The organism is Acidovorax sp. WCS2018Noco2-16, assembly GCF_031843945.1.
Classification (GTDB): domain Bacteria; phylum Pseudomonadota; class Gammaproteobacteria; order Burkholderiales; family Burkholderiaceae_C; genus Paracidovorax.
Map to the genome: position 1 here is coordinate 795022 of NZ_JAVTJJ010000001.1, position 20878 is coordinate 815899.

Annotated in this window: 20 protein-coding genes and 1 tRNA gene; 7 read left to right on the forward strand and 14 right to left on the reverse strand. The window is 60.2% G+C overall.

Annotation, left to right across the window (positions count from 1 at the left end):
- Positions 1 to 208: 208 nt before the first annotated feature.
- The 13 genes from carB to RQI28_RS03665 form a co-directional block, all read right to left on the reverse strand.
- Positions 209 to 3475 (reverse strand): carbamoyl-phosphate synthase large subunit, encoded by a 3267-nt coding sequence (carB, locus tag RQI28_RS03605; protein WP_311221205.1) that lies wholly within the window; start codon positions 3473 to 3475, stop codon positions 209 to 211.
- Complete coding sequence (gene carA / locus RQI28_RS03610) at positions 3468 to 4652, reverse strand: glutamine-hydrolyzing carbamoyl-phosphate synthase small subunit (RefSeq protein ID WP_311221206.1); 1185 nt, start codon at positions 4650 to 4652, stop codon at positions 3468 to 3470. The genes carB and carA overlap by 8 nt, the downstream gene beginning before the upstream one ends.
- Positions 4653 to 4895: 243 nt before the next feature.
- Positions 4896 to 4972: transfer RNA gene (locus RQI28_RS03615), tRNA-Pro, on the reverse strand.
- Between the two features lie 12 nt (positions 4973 to 4984).
- On the reverse strand, positions 4985 to 5407 hold the full coding sequence (locus tag RQI28_RS03620; protein WP_311221207.1) for a MerR family transcriptional regulator: 423 nt from the start codon (positions 5405 to 5407) through the stop codon (positions 4985 to 4987).
- Between the two features lie 86 nt (positions 5408 to 5493).
- Positions 5494 to 5841 (reverse strand): integration host factor subunit alpha, encoded by a 348-nt coding sequence (locus RQI28_RS03625; protein ID WP_311221564.1) that lies wholly within the window; start codon positions 5839 to 5841, stop codon positions 5494 to 5496.
- A 2-nt stretch (positions 5842 to 5843) separates the two neighbouring features.
- Positions 5844 to 8288 carry a phenylalanine--tRNA ligase subunit beta gene (gene pheT, locus RQI28_RS03630; protein ID WP_311221208.1) on the reverse strand — a complete coding sequence of 815 codons (2445 nt, stop codon included), beginning with the start codon at positions 8286 to 8288 and terminating at the stop codon, positions 5844 to 5846.
- 73 nt (positions 8289 to 8361) lie between these two features.
- Positions 8362 to 9414: a phenylalanine--tRNA ligase subunit alpha gene (gene pheS, locus RQI28_RS03635; protein WP_311221209.1), complete on the reverse strand. Its 1053-nt coding sequence runs from the start codon at positions 9412 to 9414 to the stop codon at positions 8362 to 8364.
- Between the two features lie 101 nt (positions 9415 to 9515).
- Positions 9516 to 9875, reverse strand: coding sequence for a 50S ribosomal protein L20 (gene rplT / locus RQI28_RS03640; RefSeq protein WP_056667373.1), 360 nt, complete (start codon positions 9873 to 9875; stop codon positions 9516 to 9518).
- Between the two features lie 24 nt (positions 9876 to 9899).
- Positions 9900 to 10103 (reverse strand): 50S ribosomal protein L35, encoded by a 204-nt coding sequence (gene rpmI, locus RQI28_RS03645; protein WP_311221210.1) that lies wholly within the window; start codon positions 10101 to 10103, stop codon positions 9900 to 9902.
- A gap of 192 nt (positions 10104 to 10295) precedes the next feature.
- Entirely contained in the window at positions 10296 to 10895 is a 600-nt protein-coding gene (infC, locus tag RQI28_RS03650; protein ID WP_404976853.1) for a translation initiation factor IF-3, read from the reverse strand.
- Between the two features lie 85 nt (positions 10896 to 10980).
- Positions 10981 to 12900 (reverse strand): threonine--tRNA ligase, encoded by a 1920-nt coding sequence (gene thrS / locus RQI28_RS03655; protein WP_311221211.1) that lies wholly within the window; start codon positions 12898 to 12900, stop codon positions 10981 to 10983.
- Between the two features lie 344 nt (positions 12901 to 13244).
- Complete coding sequence (gene aceA, locus RQI28_RS03660; protein ID WP_311221212.1) at positions 13245 to 14576, reverse strand: isocitrate lyase; 1332 nt, start codon at positions 14574 to 14576, stop codon at positions 13245 to 13247.
- Between the two features lie 223 nt (positions 14577 to 14799).
- On the reverse strand, positions 14800 to 15282 hold the full coding sequence (locus RQI28_RS03665; protein WP_311221213.1) for a gamma-glutamylcyclotransferase family protein: 483 nt from the start codon (positions 15280 to 15282) through the stop codon (positions 14800 to 14802).
- A 33-nt stretch (positions 15283 to 15315) separates the two neighbouring features.
- Between RQI28_RS03665 and RQI28_RS03670 the strand changes: the two genes are divergently transcribed.
- Entirely contained in the window at positions 15316 to 16269 is a 954-nt protein-coding gene (locus RQI28_RS03670; protein WP_311221566.1) for a DMT family transporter, read from the forward strand.
- A gap of 6 nt (positions 16270 to 16275) precedes the next feature.
- Here RQI28_RS03670 and RQI28_RS03675 read toward each other — a convergent pair whose 3' ends face one another.
- Positions 16276 to 16749, reverse strand: coding sequence for an Lrp/AsnC family transcriptional regulator (locus tag RQI28_RS03675; RefSeq protein ID WP_311221214.1), 474 nt, complete (start codon positions 16747 to 16749; stop codon positions 16276 to 16278).
- A gap of 111 nt (positions 16750 to 16860) precedes the next feature.
- Here RQI28_RS03675 and RQI28_RS03680 point away from each other — a divergent pair, with 111 nt between their 5' ends.
- The 6 genes from RQI28_RS03680 (at position 16861) to RQI28_RS03705 (ending at position 20711) form a co-directional block, all read left to right on the forward strand.
- Positions 16861 to 17799, forward strand: coding sequence for an EamA family transporter (locus RQI28_RS03680; RefSeq protein ID WP_404976833.1), 939 nt, complete (start codon positions 16861 to 16863; stop codon positions 17797 to 17799).
- Between the two features lie 183 nt (positions 17800 to 17982).
- Positions 17983 to 18291, forward strand: coding sequence for an SWIB/MDM2 domain-containing protein (locus RQI28_RS03685; protein WP_311221215.1), 309 nt, complete (start codon positions 17983 to 17985; stop codon positions 18289 to 18291).
- 199 nt (positions 18292 to 18490) lie between these two features.
- A complete protein-coding gene (locus tag RQI28_RS03690) occupies positions 18491 to 18763 on the forward strand; it encodes a (2Fe-2S)-binding protein (protein WP_311221216.1) in 273 nt (90 codons plus the stop codon).
- A gap of 97 nt (positions 18764 to 18860) precedes the next feature.
- Positions 18861 to 19562 (forward strand): energy transducer TonB, encoded by a 702-nt coding sequence (locus tag RQI28_RS03695; RefSeq protein ID WP_311221217.1) that lies wholly within the window; start codon positions 18861 to 18863, stop codon positions 19560 to 19562.
- 15 nt (positions 19563 to 19577) lie between these two features.
- Complete coding sequence (locus RQI28_RS03700) at positions 19578 to 20294, forward strand: MotA/TolQ/ExbB proton channel family protein (RefSeq protein ID WP_311221218.1); 717 nt, start codon at positions 19578 to 19580, stop codon at positions 20292 to 20294.
- Between the two features lie 6 nt (positions 20295 to 20300).
- Positions 20301 to 20711 (forward strand): biopolymer transporter ExbD, encoded by a 411-nt coding sequence (locus RQI28_RS03705; protein ID WP_311221219.1) that lies wholly within the window; start codon positions 20301 to 20303, stop codon positions 20709 to 20711.
- The last annotated feature ends 167 nt before the right edge of the window (positions 20712 to 20878 follow it).

The following is a 20878-nucleotide window of genomic DNA, read 5'->3' on the forward strand; positions in this document are numbered from 1 at the left end:
AATCTCTCCGTTCAACTCTTTGCTGCGCACAGATGCGCAACCCTCCTCAGCGTGTCGGCCGCACTGCCATGCAATGTGCCGCGACGCCACCAAAAGCAAACCGCCGCGCGTTGCCGCGCGGCGGTTTCAGTTCGAGTAGGGATTATGCCGCGTTTGACGCGGCGCCCTGCACCCAAAGACGTGCCGTCCGAACGGAGCGGCGGTCCTATCAGGCAGTCAGCTGGGCATGCAGTTCCTGCACCGAATACACGTCGAGGGTGTCGAGGTGCTTCATACCTTCCACGGCCGCCTCGGCGCCGAAGATGGTAGTGAAGGTGGTCACCCGGGCCAGCAAAGAGCTGGTGCGAATGGCGCGCGAATCGGCAATCGCGTTGCGGCGCTCCTCCACGGTGTTGATGACCATCACGATCTCGTCGTTCTTGATCATGTCCACGATGTGCGGGCGACCCTCGGTCACCTTGTTCACGACGGCCACCGGCACGCCCGCTTCGGCGATTGCAGCCGCCGTGCCCTTGGTCGCGACCAGATCGAAGCCCAGGGCGACGAGCTGGCGTGCAATGTCCACGGCGCGTGGTTTGTCGGCGTTCTTGACGGTGAGGAACACCTTGCCCGACGTCGGCAGCTTGGTGCCCGCACCCAGCTGGCTCTTCACGAAGGCTTCGCCAAAGGTCTTGCCCACGCCCATCACTTCGCCGGTGGACTTCATCTCGGGGCCGAGAATCGTGTCCACGCCGGGGAACTTGACGAACGGGAACACGGCCTCCTTTACGCTGAAGTACGGCGGCGTCACTTCCTTGGTGATGCCTTGCGAGGCCAGCGTCTGGCCGGCCATGCAGCGCGCGGCCACCTTGGCCAGCTGGATGCCGGTGGCCTTGCTCACGAAAGGCACCGTGCGCGAGGCGCGCGGGTTCACTTCGAGCACGTAGATCACGTCCTTGCCGTCCACCTCCTGGATCGCGAACTGCACGTTCATCAGGCCCACCACGCTCAGGCCTTGGGCCATGGCGGCGGTCTGGCGCTTGATCTCGTCGATGGTGGGCTGCGACAGGTAGTAAGGCGGCAGCGAGCAGGCGGAGTCGCCGCTGTGCACGCCTGCCTGTTCGATGTGCTCCATCACGCCACCGATGAAGGTGACGCCTGCGGAGTCACGCACGCAGTCCACGTCGCACTCGATGGCGTTGGAGAGGAAGCGGTCCAGCAGCACGGGCGAGTCGTTGCTGACCTTCACGGCCTCGCGCATATAGCGCTCCAGGTCACGCTGCTCGTGCACGATTTCCATCGCACGGCCGCCCAGCACGTAGCTGGGGCGCACCACCAGGGGGTAGCCCAGGGCCGCGGCCTTTTCCAGCGCCTCGGGTTCGGTACGGGCCGTGGCGTTGGGCGGCTGGCGCAGGCCCAGGTCGCCCAGCAGTTTCTGGAAGCGCTCGCGGTCTTCGGCCGCATCGATCATGTCGGGGCTGGTGCCGATGATCGGCACGCCTTCGGCTTCGAGGCCCAGGGCCAGCTTCAAGGGCGTCTGGCCGCCATACTGCACGATCACGCCAACCGGCTTTTCCTTGTTGACGATCTCCAGCACGTCCTCGAGCGTGACCGGCTCGAAGTACAGGCGGTCAGAGGTGTCGTAGTCGGTCGACACGGTCTCGGGGTTGCAGTTGACCATGATGGTTTCATAGCCGTCCTCGCGCATGGCGAGAGCGGCATGCACGCAGCAATAGTCGAACTCGATGCCCTGGCCGATGCGGTTGGGTCCACCGCCCAGCACCATGATCTTCTTGTTGTTGGTGGGCGCTGCCTCGCATTCGGCGACACCCCCGTACGTGGCAGTCTCGTAGGTGGAATAAAGGTACGCCGTGTCGGTAGCGAATTCCGCCGCGCAGGTATCCACGCGCTTGTAGACGGGGCGCACGTTGAGAGCGCGGCGCGCTTCGCGCACAGCCTTTTCGTTGGTCTTGAGCAGCTTGGCCAGGCGACGGTCGGAGAAGCCTTTTTGCTTGAGTGCGAGCAGCGTGCCTGCATCCAGCGCTGCCAAGGCGCCCTCACCCTTGTCGGCCACCAGCTTGTCGATGTCCAGCTCGATCTTCACGATCTGCTCGATCTGCACCAGGAACCACTTGTCGATCTTGGTGAGGTCGAACACCTCATCCACCGACAGGCCCATGGCGAACGCGTCACCCACGTACCAGATGCGCTCAGGGCCGGGCTCGCCCAGCTCCTTCTCGAGCAGCTCGCGGTCCTGGGTCTTCTCGTTCATGCCGTCCACGCCGACCTCCAGGCCGCGCAGGGCTTTCTGGAACGACTCCTGGAACGTGCGGCCCATGGCCATCACCTCGCCGACCGACTTCATCTGCGTCGTCAGGCGGCTATCAGCCGTGGGGAATTTCTCGAAAGCGAAGCGTGGAATCTTGGTGACGACGTAGTCGATCGAGGGCTCGAACGACGCTGGCGTGGCACCGCCCGTGATTTCGTTCTTGAGCTCGTCGAGCGTGTAGCCCACCGCCAGCTTGGCCGCGACCTTGGCGATCGGAAATCCCGTGGCCTTGGATGCCAGCGCGGACGAGCGCGACACGCGCGGATTCATCTCGATGACGACCATGCGGCCGTCTTTCGGGTTGATGGAGAACTGCACGTTGGAGCCGCCGGTGTCCACACCGATCTCCCGCAGCACGGCCAGCGACGCATTGCGCAGAACCTGGTATTCCTTGTCCGACAGCGTTTGCGCGGGGGCCACAGTGATGGAGTCGCCCGTGTGCACGCCCATCGGGTCCAGGTTCTCGATGGAGCAGATGATGATGCAGTTGTCCGCCTTGTCGCGCACCACTTCCATCTCGTACTCTTTCCAGCCGAGCAGCGATTCTTCGATCAGCAGCTCGTTGGTCGGCGAGGCTTCAAGGCCGCGTTTGCAGATGGTCTCGAATTCTTCGGGGTTGTAGGCGATGCCGCCGCCCGTGCCGCCCAGCGTGAAGCTGGGGCGGATCACGGTAGGAAAGCCCAACGTCTTCTGCACGGCCCAGGCCTCGTCCATCGAATGGGCGATGCCGGAGCGCGCAGAGCCCAGGCCGATCTTGGTCATCGCGTCCTTGAACTTCAGGCGGTCCTCGGCCTTGTCGATGGCCTCAGGCGTCGCGCCGATCAGCTCGACCTTGTACTTTTCGAGGACGCCGTGATGCCACAGGTCCAGTGCGCAGTTCAGTGCGGTCTGGCCACCCATGGTCGGCAGGATGGCGTCGGGACGCTCTTTGGCGATGATCTTCTCGACCGTCTGCCAAGTGATCGGCTCGATGTAGGTAACGTCGGCCGTGGCCGGGTCAGTCATGATCGTTGCAGGGTTGCTGTTGATCAGGATGACCTTGTAGCCCTCTTCGCGCAGCGCCTTGCAGGCCTGCACGCCGGAGTAGTCGAACTCGCACGCCTGGCCGATGATGATCGGACCTGCGCCGATGATGAGGATCGATTTGAGGTCGCTGCGCTTAGGCATTCTTGTTCTCCGTCTTGTGCTTTTCCATCAGGGCCGTGAAACGGTCGAACAGATAGGCGATGTCGTGCGGACCAGGCGAGGCTTCCGGATGGCCCTGAAAACAGAACGCAGGTTGGTCAGTGCGCTCCAGGCCCTGCAGCGTGCCGTCAAACAAGCTGATGTGCGTGGGGCGCAGCGTGCCGGGCAGCGAGTTGGCCTCTACCGCGAAGCCGTGGTTCTGGCTGGTGATGCTGACGCGGCCGTTGTCCAGATCCTTCACAGGGTGGTTCGCGCCATGGTGGCTGTTGTCCATCTTGAAGGTCTTGGCACCGCTGGCCAAGGCCATGATCTGGTGGCCCAGGCAAATGCCAAAGGTGGGCACACCGGCATCGATGATCTGCCGAGTCGCCTCGATGGCGTAATCGCAGGGCGCCGGATCGCCAGGGCCGTTGGACAGGAAAACGCCGTCCGGGCTCATCGCCAGCACATCGGCAGCGGATGTCTTCGCGGGCACCACGGTGAGCTTGCAGCCGCGCTCGGCCAGCATGCGAAGAATGTTCTTCTTCACGCCGTAGTCATACGCCACTACATGGAATCGCGGAGCCGTCTGCTGGCCGTAGCCTTCTCCCAGTTTCCACTCGGTCTGATCCCAGACATAGGACGTGGGCGTGCTCACGACCTTGGCCAAGTCCAGGCCATTCATGCTGGGCGCGGCCTTGGCAGCGGCCAGGGCTTCGTTAACGCGTGCCTGCGTCACGGCTTCACCGGCAGCCAAGCCCACGATGGCACCGTTTTGCGCACCCTTGTCGCGCAGGATGCGGGTGAGCTTGCGCGTGTCGATATTGGCGATGCCTACGGTCTTCTCGCGTACCAAGTACTGCGAAAGCGTTTCGGTGCTGCGGAAGTTGCTGGCCAGCAGAGGCAGGTCTTTGATAACGAGGCCTGCAGCGTGGACCTTGTCAGCCTCGATGTCCTCAGTATTGACGCCGTAGTTGCCGATGTGCGGATACGTCAATGTGACGATCTGCTGGCAGTAGCTGGGGTCAGTGAGGATTTCCTGGTAGCCGGTGATGGCGGTGTTGAACACCACTTCGCCGACGATAGTGCCGGTGGCACCGATCGAGTTGCCGATAAAGACCGTGCCGTCTGCGAGCGCCAGAATGGCGGGCGGGAAGGTTCCCTGTAGAGACAAGAGCACTGGGTTCTCCGAATGGTTACGGGTCGCCCGGAGTCCGCAGGAAGACGTTCCTGAAGACTGCTACTTGTTGGGGAATTGCTTTGGGTACGGCCGGGCGACGTTTTTGCGGGAAAGCCCCCGATTATAGCTGCACCACATGCCCGGCGCTTGTAACCAGGCACACATACCCAGCTTCAATCAGCAACGCTAACTGATCGATAAAGCAAAAAACCCAGCTCCGTTCGAAGCTGGGTTCTCAATAAATGGTCGGCGTGGCGGGATTCGAACTCGCGACCCCTTGCACCCCATGCAAGTGCGCTACCAGGCTGCGCTACACGCCGACAAGACAGCGATTATATGGTGTAAATTCCGTCACTTGAAAGAAGCTCGCGAATTTCGCGCAATTCTCTTCGAATTAATCGCGTATCCATCGGCACCGCCAAAGCGGCACGCTCCAGCCCTCCCTCCTCTTGTGGTCCCAACTCCTCAATCGTCTCCGATTCGGATTCACTGTCGGCACCTGGCCCGTCCTGCAGCCGATTGCGGGCGCCGCTGATGGTGAAACCCTGGTCGTAAAGCAAATCGCGAATGCGCCGGATCATCAGCACTTCATGGTGCTGGTAATAACGGCGATTGCCGCGCCGCTTCATCGGGCGCAGCTGGGTAAATTCTTGCTCCCAATATCGCAGCACGTGGGGTTTGACGCCGCACAACTCTGCTACCTCGCCAATAGTGAAGTAGCGTTTTGCAGGAATGGAAGGAAGCGATGTGCTCATGGAACTTCGCGAACAGGAAGATCAACCGCCAAGCGTACCGCAGCCACTGCGCTGGCACCAGTCCCTAGCGCTGCAACCACCTGGATTTAAGGCGTAGTCGCTTCCTGAATCTGCTCTTTGAGTTTGCTGCTGGCGTGGAAAGTAACGACACGCCTGGCTTCAATCGGAATGGATTCACCGGTGCGAGGGTTGCGCCCAGGGCGAGGCGCCTTGGTCCGAATCTGGAAGTTGCCGAAACCCGACAACTTCACATCTTTTCCTTCGACCAGACTCTGCGCCATCAGATCAAAGAACGCATCGACCATGTCTTTGGATTCACGCTTGTTCAATCCAATGTGATCGAACAGCAGATCAGCCAACTGTGCTTTGGTGAGCGCTGCCGTCTCCAGACTTTCCACCGAAAATTGAATCACTTCAGCACTCTCCTTCAACATCGTCACCGCAGTCGAGCGCCCGTGCGGCGCGAAAGTTCTTGCAGCGCAGCCTGCACGGCCGACTCGATCTCTGCATCAGTGAGCGACGCGTCATCGCTTGCCAGCGTCAAACGTACTGCCAGACTCTTTTCCCCAACCGCCAAAGCACCGCTGCCCGCCACTTCGCCGGTGCGCAGTTGCTTAGGCCGAAACACATCGAACAGCACTGCTGCACGCAGCACGCTTGAAGGAACAGCCGCTTCGATCGCCGCAATAATTTCATCGTGCGTCACCCGCTCGGCCACCACAACAGCGATGTCGCGTTCCACAGCCTGATGTTTGGTGACCGGAGAGAACACCGGCACAGGGCGTCGAAGTACAGCGTCCAGTTCGAGCTCGAAAACGACCGGCGCCAGAGGCAGCCCCCAAGACTGGCGCCACTGCGGATGCAATTCGCCGACATGCCCGATGGCTGCACCAGCCAGCAGCACGCGCGCGCATCGACCCGGATGCATTGCCGGATGCGAGCCAGGCTCGAAAGTGGCATCGAGAGGGGCAAGAAGCGCTTGCACGTCACCCTTGGCGTCATAGAAGTCAACAGCCTGATCGTTGCGACCCCACTGAAGCATTTCTAATGCGCCGTAAGCCAAGCCGGCAACACGCATCGGCTGGTGAACTCCGGCCACAGTGGTGTCGCTATCGAAAACCGCATCGTCTCGTAGAAAAACACGGCCCAGTTCAAACACCCGAACGCGGCCGACCTTGCGATCCAGATTGAACTTCAGCACCTGCAGCAACGAACCCAGCAGCGAAGATCGCATCACACTCAACTGGCTTGCAATGGGGTTCAGCAACTGAATCGGTTGCAAATTGGCCGCCAACTCATGCTCCCAGGACGCCTCCACAAAGCTGAAGTTGATGGTTTCTTGATAGCCCAGCGCAGCCAGTTCGCGGCGCACGGCGAACGCGCTACGGCGCGACTCTGCAGGCAGCTTTGGCGTAATGGGTGCGAGCGGCGGCGTGGTAGGCAGGTTTTCGTAACCCACCATGCGGGCTACCTCTTCGATGAGGTCTTCCTCGATGTTGATGTCGAAGCGATACGAAGGCGCCACCACGTGCAACACACCCTCTTCCGAAGTCACAGACAACCCTAGGCGCTGCAAAGCGTCTGCGCATTGCGCCTGCGTCAGTGGCATGCCGATCACCTTGGCTGCTCGAGCCACACGCAGAGTCACCTTGCTGGGCTGGGGAACGTTGAGCAGTTGGTCATCTACCGGCCCGCAGACTGTCTCAGGCGTGCCGCAGATGTCCAGCACGAGTTGCGTGATGCGCTCGATGTGCTCCACCGTGTTCTGAGGATCAACGCCACGTTCGAACCGATGGCCTGCGTCGGTAGAGAAGTTGAAGCGACGCGATCTGCCAGCCACCGCTTTCGGCCACCAGAAAGCAGCCTCGATATAAATGTGGCGGGTGTCATCCGATACCGCCGTGGTGTCACCGCCCATGATGCCGGCGAGCGATTCGACAGCCTGACTGTCGGCAATGACGCCGACGGTTTCATCGATGGTGACGGTGTTGCCATTCAGCAGCTTCAACTGCTCACCTGCACGTCCCCAGCGCACCTCCAGGCCGCCATGAATTTTGTCCAGATCGAAGATGTGCGAAGGCCGACCCAGCTCGAACATCACGTAGTTGGAGATATCCACCAACGGCGACACACTGCGTTGACCGCAACGGGCGAGGCGATCCACCATCCATTGCGGCGTCGCGACGCGGGTGTTGACGTTCCTCATGATGCGGCCCGAAAAACGGCCGCACAGATCCTTATGAACGATGCTCACGGGCAACTTGTCGTCCAACGACGTAACAACTACAGGGAATTCTGGAGACCGCAGGGGCGCACCGGTCAAGGCAGACAACTCGCGCGCAATCCCGTAGACGCTCAACGCGTGCGCCAAGTTGGGCGTGAGCTTGAGGGTCAAGAGCGTGTCGTCCAGATTCAATTGCTCACGGATATCGCGGCCTGGCACTGCGTCGTCCGACAGTTCCAGCAGCCCGCCATGGTCATCCGCCAGCTTGAGTTCTTTTGCGGAGCACAGCATGCCTTGACTCTCCACCCCGCGCAGCTTGCCCAGCTTGATCAGAAATGGCTTGCCCTCTTCACCCGGCGGCAGTTCCGCCCCGACCAGCGCACAGGGCACCTTGATGCCCACGCGGGCATTCGGCGCGCCGCAGACGATATTCAGCAACTCGCTCTGGCCCACATCAACTTGGCACACGCGCAGGCGGTCCGCGTTGGGATGCTGAACAGCCTCCTTGATCTCACCCACGACGATGTGGCTGAAGGCAGGAGCAACGGGGCGGAGTTCCTCCACCTCGAGCCCTGCCATCGTCAGGGTCTCGGCCAGCTCGGCAGTAGTCAACGGAGGATTGCAGAACTCGCGCAGCCAGGATTCTGGAAATTGCATTTTCGGATTCTCATGATTCGATCGATGATGGGGCTGGCCAGCAGCCCAGGCGCCAAGGTAGGAACGATGCGCCTTACTGGAACTGCGTCAAAAAGCGAACGTCGCCATCAAAAAACAAGCGTAGGTCATTGACGCCGTATCGCAGCATCGTCAGCCGGTCGGGCCCCATGCCGAAAGCAAAGCCGATGTAGGTTTCCGGATCCAGTCCCATGTTGTGCACCACGTTCGGATGCACCTGACCCGAACCCGCGACTTCAAGCCACCGACCGGCCAACGGGCCGGTCTGGAACTGGATATCGATCTCAGCGCTGGGCTCGGTGAAAGGGAAAAAGCTAGGGCGAAAACGTAGCACCAGATCATCGCTCTCGAAGAAGGCACGGCAGAAGGCGGTGAAGACCACCTTGAGATCCTTGAAACTCACGTTCTCGCCGATCCAGAGGCCTTCGCACTGATGGAACATGGGCGAATGGGTCGCATCGCTGTCGACCCGGTAGGTACGGCCGGGCGCGATCACGCGGATCTCGGGCATGCCCTGGCCTGCATCAATCTTGGCACGATGGCGCTTGACGTGCTGCACGGCATGGCGAACCTGCATGGGACTGGTGTGCGTGCGCAACAGGTGCGGGGCATCAGCCGTGCCGCCTTCTACATAGAAGGTGTCGTGCATGGACCGCGCGGGGTGATCCTGCGGTGTGTTCAACGCCGTGAAGTTGAACCAGTCGGTTTCGATCTCGGGCCCTTCTGCCACATCAAAACCCATCGAGCCGAAAATCTGCTCGATGCGCTCCAGCGTGAGGGATACGGGATGCAGACCACCACGCCCCTGCTGACGACCTGGCAGGGTCACATCCAGCGCCTCTGCCTTGAGTTGCGCCTGCAACTCAGCATCGGCAAGAGCCTGTCGACGCTCGGTCAAAGAGGCTTCTACCGCCTGCTTTGCCAGATTGATCGCAGCGCCACGCGACTTCTTTTCTTCTACCGACAACTGCGCCATGCCCTTCATCAGCTCGGTCAAGCGACCGGACTTGCCTAGAAACTGCGCTTTGGCGTTTTCCAGATCGGCAGGGGTTGCGGTTTGCGCGAAAAGTTGACGCGCGCTTTCGACCAGGGAATCCAGCTCGTTCATATCGACTCGTGAAAATAAACAAGGGCTAGTGCCTTTTCAAGCTCTAGCCCTTGTTGTTAGCGCGCAGAGCGCTATAAACAATATAGCACTCGACCGTGAACTCAAGCAGCCAGCTTGGCCTTGACTTGTTCCACGATGCTGCCAAAAGCAGCCTTGTCGTGCACCGCGAGGTCGGCCAACATCTTGCGGTCGATCTCGATGGACGCCTTCTTCAGGCCGTTCGTGAACTGGCTGTAGGTCAGGCCCAGTTCGCGCGAAGCGGCGTTGATACGGGCGATCCACAACTGGCGGAACACGCGCTTCTTGGTGCGGCGGTCACGGTAGGCATATTGCCCAGCCTTCATCACCGCCTGCTTGGCGATGCGGAAGACATTACCGCGGCGACCACGGAAGCCCTTGGCGAGGGCTAGAACTTTCTTGTGACGGGCACGGGCCGTTACACCACGTTTGACGCGAGGCATGTGAGTACTCCTTGTTCGTCGTTATTAAAGGCCGAAACCGGGCAGCATTTGTGCGATCGAGCCCATATTGGTCTCGTGCACAGCAACCGCACCACGCAACTGGCGCTTGTTCTTGGTGGTCTTCTTGGTCAAGATGTGACGCTTGAAGGCTTGACCGCGCTTGACGGTGCCACCGGGACGAACGCGGAAACGTTTCTTCGCGCTGCTCTTGGTCTTCATTTTGGGCATGTGAATGCTCCTTCTTGTTTGTGCTCGTGAGGCGTTTGCAAACCGATTCGCAAACTTGTTGGCCCCGAGCCACTTTTAGGCAACAACATTTCTGCGCTGCACGATGGCACTTACATGCCATCTGTTGCCGCGCCAGGCTTGCGACCCGACGCTGCACATCTCTTAAATCAGTCTGACCTCAGCCCTAGCCGGTCAAGCGGCAGGCGCAGTGCCCGTCGCTTCGGCAGCAGGCTTGACTGCAGCAGGCTTTTTGCGACCAGGAGCGATCATCATGATCATCTGGCGGCCTTCAAGCTTGGGAAACTGTTCGATCAGAATGGTGTCACCCAAGTCGTCACGAATGCGGTTCAGCAATGCAAGACCCAACTCTTGGTGGGTGATTTCACGGCCACGGAACCGCAGCGTGATTTTGCACTTGTCACCTTCCGCCAGAAAGCGGCGGATGTTGCGCATCTTGATGTTGTAGTCGCCGTCATCGGTACCCGGTCGGAACTTTACTTCCTTGATTTCAATGACCGTCTGCTTGGCCTTGGCCTCCGCCGCGCGTTTTTGCTCAAGGTACTTGAACTTGCCGTAATCCATCAGGCGGCAAACGGGAGGACTGGCCGTGGCGGCAATCTCCACCAAGTCCACATCCAACTCGCCCGCCATGCGGAGGGCTTCCATGAGACTCACAACACCTAACGGCTCATTGTCAGGACCCGAGAGGCGAACCTCAGGGGCCATGATTTCCCGGTTTAGGCGGTGCTTGCGCTCTTCACGGTGGCGACGATCACGAAATTCAGTAGCGATGACTATTTTCCTTCAATCAAAATGCTACAAAAATAGTAGCTGATGCCGCACTGTCCACGCGGACTAAAGCATGCTTCAAAACAAATCAGGCTTTAGAAGCGATGTCCTGAGCGATGAGCGCTACGAACGCTTCGACAGACATCACACCGAGGTCTCGGTTACCCCGGGCGCGCACTGCTACGGCGCCGGCTGCCTTTTCTTTCTCGCCAGCGACGAGGATGTAGGGCAGCTTTTGCAACGAATGCTCTCGTATTTTATACGTGATCTTTTCGTTACGCAGATCGGTCACCACCCTAAGGCCTTGATTCGGCAATGCTTTTTGAAGTTTTGCTGCAATTTCGCGACAGTAATCGTCCTGCGCACCGGTGATGTTGAGCACCGCAACCTGCACCGGGGCCAACCATGTCGGCAGCGCGCCAGCGTGCTGCTCGATCAAAATGCCGATGAATCGCTCCAGACTTCCGACGATTGCGCGGTGCAGCACGATCGGCGTGTGACGAGCGCCATCTTCCCCTACATACTCGGCGCCCAGGCGCTCCGGCATGGACGGGTCCACCTGAATCGTTCCGCACTGCCAGTGACGCCCAATGGCGTCACGCAACGTGTATTCCAGCTTGGGGCCGTAAAAAGCGCCGTCACCCACGGCAATCTGATACTCGCAACCGGAAGCTTTCAGACTTTCGATCAGTGCGTGTTCAGCCTTGTCCCAGCTTTCTTCCGAGCCGATGCGCTTTTCAGGCCGCGTTGCGACCTTGTAGATGATGTCGGTGAAGCCGAAATCCTTGTAGACGTTCTGCAGCAGCGATGTGAAGTTGATGCACTCCTGCTGGATCTGTTCTTCCGTGCAGAAGATGTGGCCGTCGTCCTGTGTGAAAGCGCGCACGCGCATGATGCCGTGCAGCCCGCCAGTGGGCTCGTTTCGATGGCATTGGCCAAATTCGCCAAATCGCAGCGGCAGGTCGCGGTAGCTTTTCACACCCTGGTTGAAGATCAGGATGTGACCAGGGCAGTTCATGGGCTTGAGCGCGTAGTCGTGCTTCTCGCTCTCCGTCGTGAACATGTTCTCGCGGTATTTGTCCCAGTGGCCGGTCTTTTCCCACAGGTGTTTGTCCAGAATCTGCGGACCCTTCACTTCCTGGTATCCATTGTCGCGGTACACCTGGCGCATGTACTGCTCCACGCCCTGCCAAACCGTCCAACCCTTGGGGTGCCAGAAAACCGTGCCGGGAGAGTACTCGTCGATATGGAACAGATCGAGTTCGCGGCCGAGCTTGCGGTGGTCACGCTTTTCGGCTTCTTCGATGCGCTGAATGTAGGCGTCCAGATCTTTCTTGTCGGCCCAGGCCGTGCCGTAGATGCGCTGCAGTTGCTCGTTTTTGGCATCGCCGCGCCAATAGGCTCCAGAAACGCGAGTGAGCTTGAAGGCTTTCAGGAAGCGCGTATTGGGCACGTGCGGGCCACGGCACATGTCAACGTATTCCTGGTGGTAATACAGACCCATGGCCTGCTCGTCCGGCATGTCTTCGATCAAGCGCAGCTTGTACTCTTCGCCACGCGACTTGAATACCTCGATCACCTCGGCACGGGGCGTCATTTTCTTGACCACGTCGTAGTCCAGAGCGATCAACTCCCTCATGCGCTTTTCGATGGCGGCCATGTCGTCAGGCGTGAATGGCCGCTCGAAGGCGATGTCGTAATAAAAGCCCTCTTCGATCACCGGGCCGATGACCATGCGCGCCGTGGGATAGAGCTGCTTGACGGCATGCCCCACCAAGTGGGCGCACGAGTGGCGAATGATCTCCACGCCTTCATGATCACGCGGCGTGATGATCTGCAAACGGGCGTTGTGATCGATGACGTCGCTGGCATCCACCAGGCGTCCGTCCACCTTGCCCGCGACGGTGATCTTGGCCAGACCAGGGCCGATAGAGCGGGCCACGTCGGACACCGTGACAGGCCCGGGGAATTCGCGCTGGGAGTTGTCGGGGAGCGTGATCTGAATCATTCAAAAATCCTGTTCGTCAATTCATCAAGTACAGAGTCCGCGCAGCACCCCAAAAACAAAAAGCGCGGAACGGTGTCCGCGCTTTCTGGAGGGGGTTGCAGCAAATCAGGTGTGCAGGCGCGAACATCCAGCCATCAATGGCCGGTGAATTTCTCCAAAGTAGTTCGCGGTGTCATAACCAGATTGCCTTTCTCGCCCTTGTGCGTTGAGATGCTCAGGATTTTAACCTGCTCGGTGGCGCGCTCCACAGTACGCAGAAAGCGCTAGGACTCTGACGCAAAAAGCCCGGCGCGAACCGGGCTTTAAGCATGAACACAGGCTTTCAGGCACCTGCGCTGCAAGGATCAGTGGAACTGCTCTTCTTCTGTCGAGCCCGTCAGCGCCTTCACGCTGGACGAGCCGCCCTGGATGACGGTGGTCACGTCGTCGAAGTAGCCCGCGCCCACTTCCTGCTGGTGCGACACGAACGTGTAACCCTTCTCGCGCGCCTCGAACTCGGGTTGCTGCACCTGTTCCACGTAGTGCTTCATGCCTTCGCCGCGTGCATATGCGTGGGCGAACTGAAAGGTGTTGTACCAGTTGATGTGGATGCCAGCCAGCGTGATGAACTGGTACTTGTAGCCCAGCGCGGACAGCTCGTCCTGGAAGCGGGCAATGGTCTTGTCGTCCAGGTTCTTCTTCCAGTTGAAGGAGGGCGAGCAGTTGTAGCTCAGCAGCTTGCCAGGGCTCTTGGCGTGCACGGCCTGAGCGAATTCACGGGCGAAGCCCAGATCGGGCGTGCCGGTTTCGCACCACACAAGATCGGCAAACGGCGCGTAGGCAACGCCACGGCTGATGGCCTGCTCCAGGCCATTCTTCACGCGGTGGAAGCCCTCTGGCGTACGGTCGCCTGTCAGGAAAGGCTTGTCGTTGGCGTCGTGATCTGAGGTGATCAGGTTGGCTGCCTCCGCGTCGGTGCGGGCCAGGATGATGGTGGGCACGCCCATGGTGTCGGCGGCAAAGCGCGCAGCCTGCAGTTTCTCGATCGCCTCATGCGTAGGCACCAGCACCTTGCCGCCCATGTGGCCGCACTTCTTCACTGCAGCCAATTGGTCTTCGAAGTGCACACCGGCAGCACCGGCGGAGATCATGTTCTTCATCAACTCGAAAGCGTTCAACACACCGCCAAAGCCAGCTTCGGCATCCGCCACGATGGGCAGGAAGTAGTCGATGAATTCCTGGTCGCCAGGGTTAAGACCGCGGCCCCACTGAATTTCATCAGCGCGCTTGAAGGTGTTGTTGATGCGGCGAACCATCGCAGGCACAGAGTCGTATGCATACAGCGACTGATCGGGATACATCGTCTCGGAGGTGTTGCCGTCCGCCGCGACCTGCCAGCCCGACAGGTACACCGCTTCCAACCCTGCCTTGGCCTGCTGCATAGCCTGGCCCGCCGAGATGGCGCCGAACGCATTCACGTAGCCCTTCTTTGCTCCGCCGTTGATCTTGTCCCACAGCTTTTCAGCGCCGCGCTGGGCCAACGTGTACTCGGGCTGGAGACTGCCGCGCAGGCGCACCACGTCGGCGGCAGAGTAGTTGCGCTTGACACTCTTCCACCGGGGGTTCTGCGCCCAGTCCAGTTCAAGGGCGGCGATTTGTTGTTCACGGCTCAATTGGGCATTCAGTGATTGCGGCATGGTTCACTCCAAGGAAGGTTTCGAAAATCTTCGGGCGGGCTGCCCTTGGGAACAACTTTAAGTCTTGTATAAGACCCACGCAAGCTCTTATGTCTTATACAAGAGTAAATTTTTATTCTTTTAAATCAACGTTATTTAAGATGAATTTCTCCATGCGATAAATCACTTCTCATATCAAGAAAAAATTGTGCGGCGCGGCATTCCGCATTTTCAAATTATGAAATCATGTTTTCACATGGTGCTGCCCATCTTGCGCATCGTTGTTCGGCGATGCCGACACCACCTGAAACCAGTCACCGTGCAAGAGTCGTGCACTGGCATCTGCAAACCGAGGATGAACCTCATACATGAAGCACGCCACAGACTGGCCTGCGACCTCCACGGTCACATCGCGCTTGGCGTATTCGTCCAGATCCTGCGGCGGCAGATCCAGTCGCAGGCCTTCGATGACATCCAGCTGCCGTTCCAGATCGGCGGTAACCACGTACACCTCGCCAATCACCGGGGGATCCTGCTCGGCGTGACCGTCCAAGCGCATGCCCGGATAAGGGCCTAATCCGTAAAGCGCACCGCGCAAGCGCGCCACGCCGACCCATACCGGCGCCGGTTGCAGCCGTGTGATGTCGTTGCTGCCACCCCGCCGGAGGGTTCCATAGACGAACACGTGCCGCGCAGTTGCAGCGGGTGATGGTAATTGGTGGGGCATGATCTGAACTCCAATGATTTGTGCCGAAGTCTAGTGAACACGCCCAGCCGCCCCATCGCCTACCTCTGTCTCGCCCTGAGCATGTCGCTGGTCGGCAGCTATGTTGCACTGTCCAAGCCGCTGGCAGCGGCCTTCCCGGTCTTTCTGCTGGCGTGGATGCGTTTCGGCATCGGTGGCGCGGCCATGTTGCACTGGCTGAAAAAGCCGGCAGATGAACCGCCACTGTCACGACGCATCGTCGCGTTGTTGTTCCTTCAGTCGCTGCTGGGCAACTTTCTTTTCACGGTATGCATGATCTATGGCGTCAGCATGACGAGTGCTACGTCGGCGGGCGTGATCATGTCGTCCATCCCTGCGGCGGTAGCGGTGATGAGTTGGTTTTTTCTACGCGAGCGTGTGGCACTACGCACCTGGTTATCTGTCGCCATGGCCGTCGCGGGCATTTTGCTCTTCTCGCTATCAAAACAAGAGCATCATGCGCCCGTGGAATCAGCGCTAGCGGCCCAAAACACTCAAAATCTGGTCTGGCTGGGCTACGCGCTGTTGCTGGCCGCATCCCTGTGCGAGGCCGCCTATTCGGTCATCGGAAAGAAATTGACCGGCACTCTCGGGCCCAAGCGCATCACCTCACTCATCAACCTCTGGGGTTTCGTGATTGCCACGCCATTCGGGCTATACGCGGCCTGGCGTTTCGACTTCGCCTCCGTCAGCGCCGGTACATGGCTATTGCTGGTCTTCTACGCCCTGGCCGCCTGCGTGTGGACTGTCTGGCTGTGGATGACTGGCCTCAAAGCGGTGCCGGCTGCACAGGGTGGCATCTTCACCGTTCTGCTGCCAGTCAGCGCCACGCTGGTGGGTGTGCTGGTGCTGGGCGAAAGGCTGTCTGCCATGCAGCTGGCGGCGTTCTGCATTGCGCTCACCAGCGTGTTGCTGGCGACGTTTCCCACGCGCGGCGCGGGTTCTGCCGCCCGCTTGTCGGCACACTGATGACGGCTACTTGCCGGTGACCTTGCGGATGGGCGGCTTGATACTGTCGCGCCGGGCCGGCAGCAACGGGGCATGTTCACGCGCCGCGTTCAGCACGATGCAGGTCGACGTCTGCGCCAACAGGCAAAAGCCGGTGACGACGGCGTCCAAATGGCTGACGTCGATCACCGCGATCTCCAGAATCCAGCTGTCTTCGCCCGTGACATTGAAGGCGTTCAACACTTCCGGCGTGTTCTCGATCAGCTGAACCACGCGCGCGTATTCCGCCCTGCCCACCCGCACCATCGCGCGAATGCCATAACCCAGCCGCGCATGGTCCACCCGGGCGCCGTAGCCCTGAATGACTCCAGCCGTCTCCATCTTGCGCACCCGCTCGGTCACCGCCGGCTGGCTCAGGTGAACGCGGCGGCCCAGCTCTGCCATCGTGATGCGGGCGTCGGCCTGCAACTCCGCCAAGATGCGGCCATCATGCGCATCCATAACAAATGTTTCTGTCATTGGTGCATTTAACCCGTAATTCAACGGCAGATAAGCATCCCAAGCTTAAAAGCTGCATGGTGTGAGAAAGCGCTTGTGCATAGTATTTGGACCATGAACACGCCCACTGCCGAACACCGTCCAGCCCTTGCAGCGGCCATGACCATTTCAGCCCCCATAGCCATGGCGCTACTCGCGTGCTATTTGGTCTGGGGCTCCACTTATCTGGCGATACGGTTGGCGCTGGTGAGCTTTCCGCCTTTCTTCCAGATGGGGACGCGGTTTCTGGTGGCTGGCGCGCTGTTGATGGGCTGGGTTTTGTGGAGGCGACGCCAAGACGCCAGCGCCGCGCACGCCTTGCCCACGCGGCGGCAGTGGGCGCACGCGCTGCTGGTCGGCACGCTGATGCTCGGCGCCGGCATGGGATTGACGGCCACAGCCAGCGTGGAGATTGGCTCCGGACTGATCGCCGCCTGCATTGCCGTGGTGCCCATGATGATCAGCGGCTGGGGGCTGCTCTGGGGGCGCCGACCCTCGCGTGGCGAGTTCGCTGGCATGCTGCTGGGCCTTGTAGGCGTGCTGCTGCTGGTGCGCGGCAACAGCTTTACGGCTTCACCAGTCAGCATGGTCTGCATTCTTGCGGCCACCGCGGCGTGGTCACTAGGATCAGTACTGTCTACCACACGCTTTCCGCTGGCGGCCGGCGCCAGCGGTTTCGCCAGCGAAATGCTGTGCGGGGGCGCGGTGCTGCTGGGCGTGTCCTGGGCATTGGGTGAAACACCGGTGTGGCCACCGCAACCGGTCGCTGTCGCTGCGTGGCTCTACTTGGTCGTGCTGGGGTCGCTGGTGGCTTTCAGTGCCTACCTGTATCTGCTGGCCCATGCCAGCGCTGCACTGGCGTCCAGTTATGCGTTCGTCAACCCGCTCATTGCGCTGCTGCTAGGCAGTGCGGTGGCTGGGGAAGCTGTCAGCACCGGCGAATGGGCTGCCTGCGGGGTCATCTTGCTGGCCGTTTTGGTGATCCTGCTGGCACGCCGTCGCAAGCCGGAATAACCATCGACGGAAAAAATGGACTTTTCAGGGCCCTCAAACCGGCCTGCCTCACCGCAACAACTAGAGGCAAAAAAACACTTTCCTCCCTTGGAAACGCGTTTTTTTCCTATTAGCATCACCGGGCCAGTGGGAAAGCAGGTTTTCGCTGGTCACGTATTTCACTTCCAACAAGGAAAACCCAACATGGCAACTGCAAAAAAAGCGCCGGCCTCCGAGGCCAAGGCTGCAGCCCCCGCTAAGAAGCGCACTCCCAACGCCGCATTCATGAAGGCCCTGACCCCCAGCCCCGCACTGGCTGCCGTGGTTGGCTCCGCGCCTCTGCCGCGCACGGAAGTCATCAGCAAGCTGTGGGTCTACATCAAGGCCAACAACCTGCAAGACGCATCGAACAAGCGCATGATCAACGCCGACGCAAAGCTCAAGGAAGTGTTCGGCAAGCCACAGGTCTCGATGTTCGAGATGGCTGGCCTGATCGGCAAGCACGTCAAGTAAGGCGCTCCGCGTAGTCCGCGGCTGCACAAAAAACCGGCCATGCGCCGGTTTTTTTTCGTTCGCCGGTTGTCCGCCACCCCCGCATGAAACAGCCACTTTTTACTTCGCCTTACCCCCTCAAACCGATAGAAATTGCAAATGCGATGAATTCGCATTTATAATGGCGCTATCTTCAACAGCCAGCCAACACTGCCTGCCCATGATCGTCTGTGTCTGCCACCGTGTTTCGGACCGCGAAATTGCACGCCATGCGCATGCGGGCATGAGCTTTGACGAAATCCAGTTTGAACTGGGTGTCGCCACACAATGCGGCCGTTGTGAAGACTGCGCTCGCGCCGTGGTGGAGCAATGCAGTGTGTCGCATCCCATGGCCGCGCTGCACAAAGAAACGATGCCGCAGACGATCCAGCTTGCCAAATCCATTATGGAAAGCAAAGCATGGAACTCCTCTCAACACTCGCTGGCAGCCTGATCCTCGTGGTCGGCTCGGTCTGGTGGATTCTCCGTAAATAACCTGGCCTTTCAGGCCGGCGGCGCCTGAGTTCGATGCGCCGGCTGCACTCATTTCTATGTCCCAGTTTGATCGATACGGCTCCTCCGGGGGCTTGAGCCGCAATGCCGTCATCGCCGGTTCGGTGGTGTTGCTGCACGTGGCGGGGCTATGGGCCTTGCAGTCGGGTTTGCTGCGGCGCGCTGCCGAGGTGATCGTCCCGGCTGAAGTGCTGAGCGAATTCATTTCGCCACCAGCGCCACCCGCACCGCCCGTGCCGCCGCCGCCCAAACCCGCGCCTCCACCACCGCCCAAGCCCGCCCCGCGCGCGCCTGCGCCGCGCCCTGCGCCCATGCCGGTGGCCATTCCTGACCCCACGCCTGCACCCAATGCGCCCACGGGCACGGTCGAGCCACAACCTCCCGCACCTCCCATTCAGGCACCCGTGGCACCGCCGGCACCTGCGCCAGCTCCTCCTGCGCCTCCGGCTCCACCCAAGATCGAGTTGCCCTCCAGCGACGCGGCCTACTTAAACAACCCCAAACCAACCTACCCTGCCATCAGCAAACGGCTGGGCGAGCAAGGCAAGGTGGTGCTGCGCGTGCTGATCGGCACCGATGGCTTGCCGCAAAAGGTCGAGGTCAACAAGTCCAGCGGTTTTGACCGGCTGGATCGCCAGGCCCAGGATGCCGTAATGCGCTGGCGCTTCGTGCCCGGCAAGCGCAACGGTGTGCCCGAGACCATGTGGAACCTGGTCCCCGTCAATTTTGTTCTCGAATAATCATCAGGAGTTTTCATGGAATCGCAATTCGGCATAGCCAACGTTTGGATTCAGGGCGACTTTGTCACCCGCTTCGTGGCGGTGCTGCTGCTCGGCATGTCACTGATCTCGTGGATCGTGATCCTCATCAAGGCGTTGGACATCATCCGGCTGAAAAAGCATGCCCGTGCGGCACGCGACTTCTGGCACAGCGAAGACTTCGCTTCGGGCTTGGCCAAGCTGGGTAACGCAGCAGACAACCCTTTCCGCCACCTGGCGCTCGAGGGCCGTGAATCCACCGCCCATCACCGCAACACCAAGGCACACCTGCACGACAGCCTGGACGTGAGCGACTGGGTGACACGTAGCCTGCGCAACTGCATCGATGAGTTCACGGCCCGCATCCAGTCGGGGTTGGCGATTCTGGCTTCGGTCGGCTCGACGGCTCCGTTCATCGGCCTGTTCGGTACCGTCTGGGGTATCTACCACGCGCTGGTGGCCATCGGCACTTCGGGCCAGTCCACCATCGACAAGGTGGCCGGCCCCATTGGCGAGGCGCTGATCATGACGGCGCTGGGCCTGGCGGTCGCCATTCCAGCCGTGCTGGGCTACAACGCCCTGGTGCGCGGCAACAAGTCGATCCTGAACAACCTCAACAGCTTCGCGCACGATCTGCATGCCTATTTCGTCACCGGCGCCCGCGTCAGCGCTCCCGGCGAGCAGGCCAAGGTGCTGCCGATCAAGAAGGGTTGATGCGCCATGGCCTTCGGAACGCAAGACGACGCCGATGACGTGATGAACGAAATCAACATGACGCCCCTGGTGGACGTCATGCTGGTGCTGCTCATCATCTTCATCATCACCGTGCCGGTCATGAAGCATGCCGTGCCGGTGGATCTGCCACGCACCTCCAACCAGCGTGAAGAGATCAAACCAGAGACGATCCGCCTGTCCGTCACCGCAGACGGAAAATTTCACTGGAACGAAACCACCATCACCGACGATGAGTTGGAGCCGCGCCTGAAGGCCGAGGCCTCCAAGGATCCGCAGCCCGACCTGCATATTCGGGGCGACAAGGAAGTGCGCTACGAACGGGTCGCCCTGGCCATGTCCGCTGCGCAGCGCGCCGGTGTGCGCAAGATTGGGTTCGTGACCGAGCCGCAACCTTGATGTAGCCGTCAGGCTTTCAGTCAGAAAACACACGAACCCCAGCCCCGCGCTGGGGTTTTTGTTGGCGCAAAGGCAGCGCCACTCAAGCGTGCGTGCGCCCGCTACTCCCGTCCTTCGTCCACGCTTTTTTCTCCTCTGTCCAGGTCGTACTTATTTACGATTTTGAT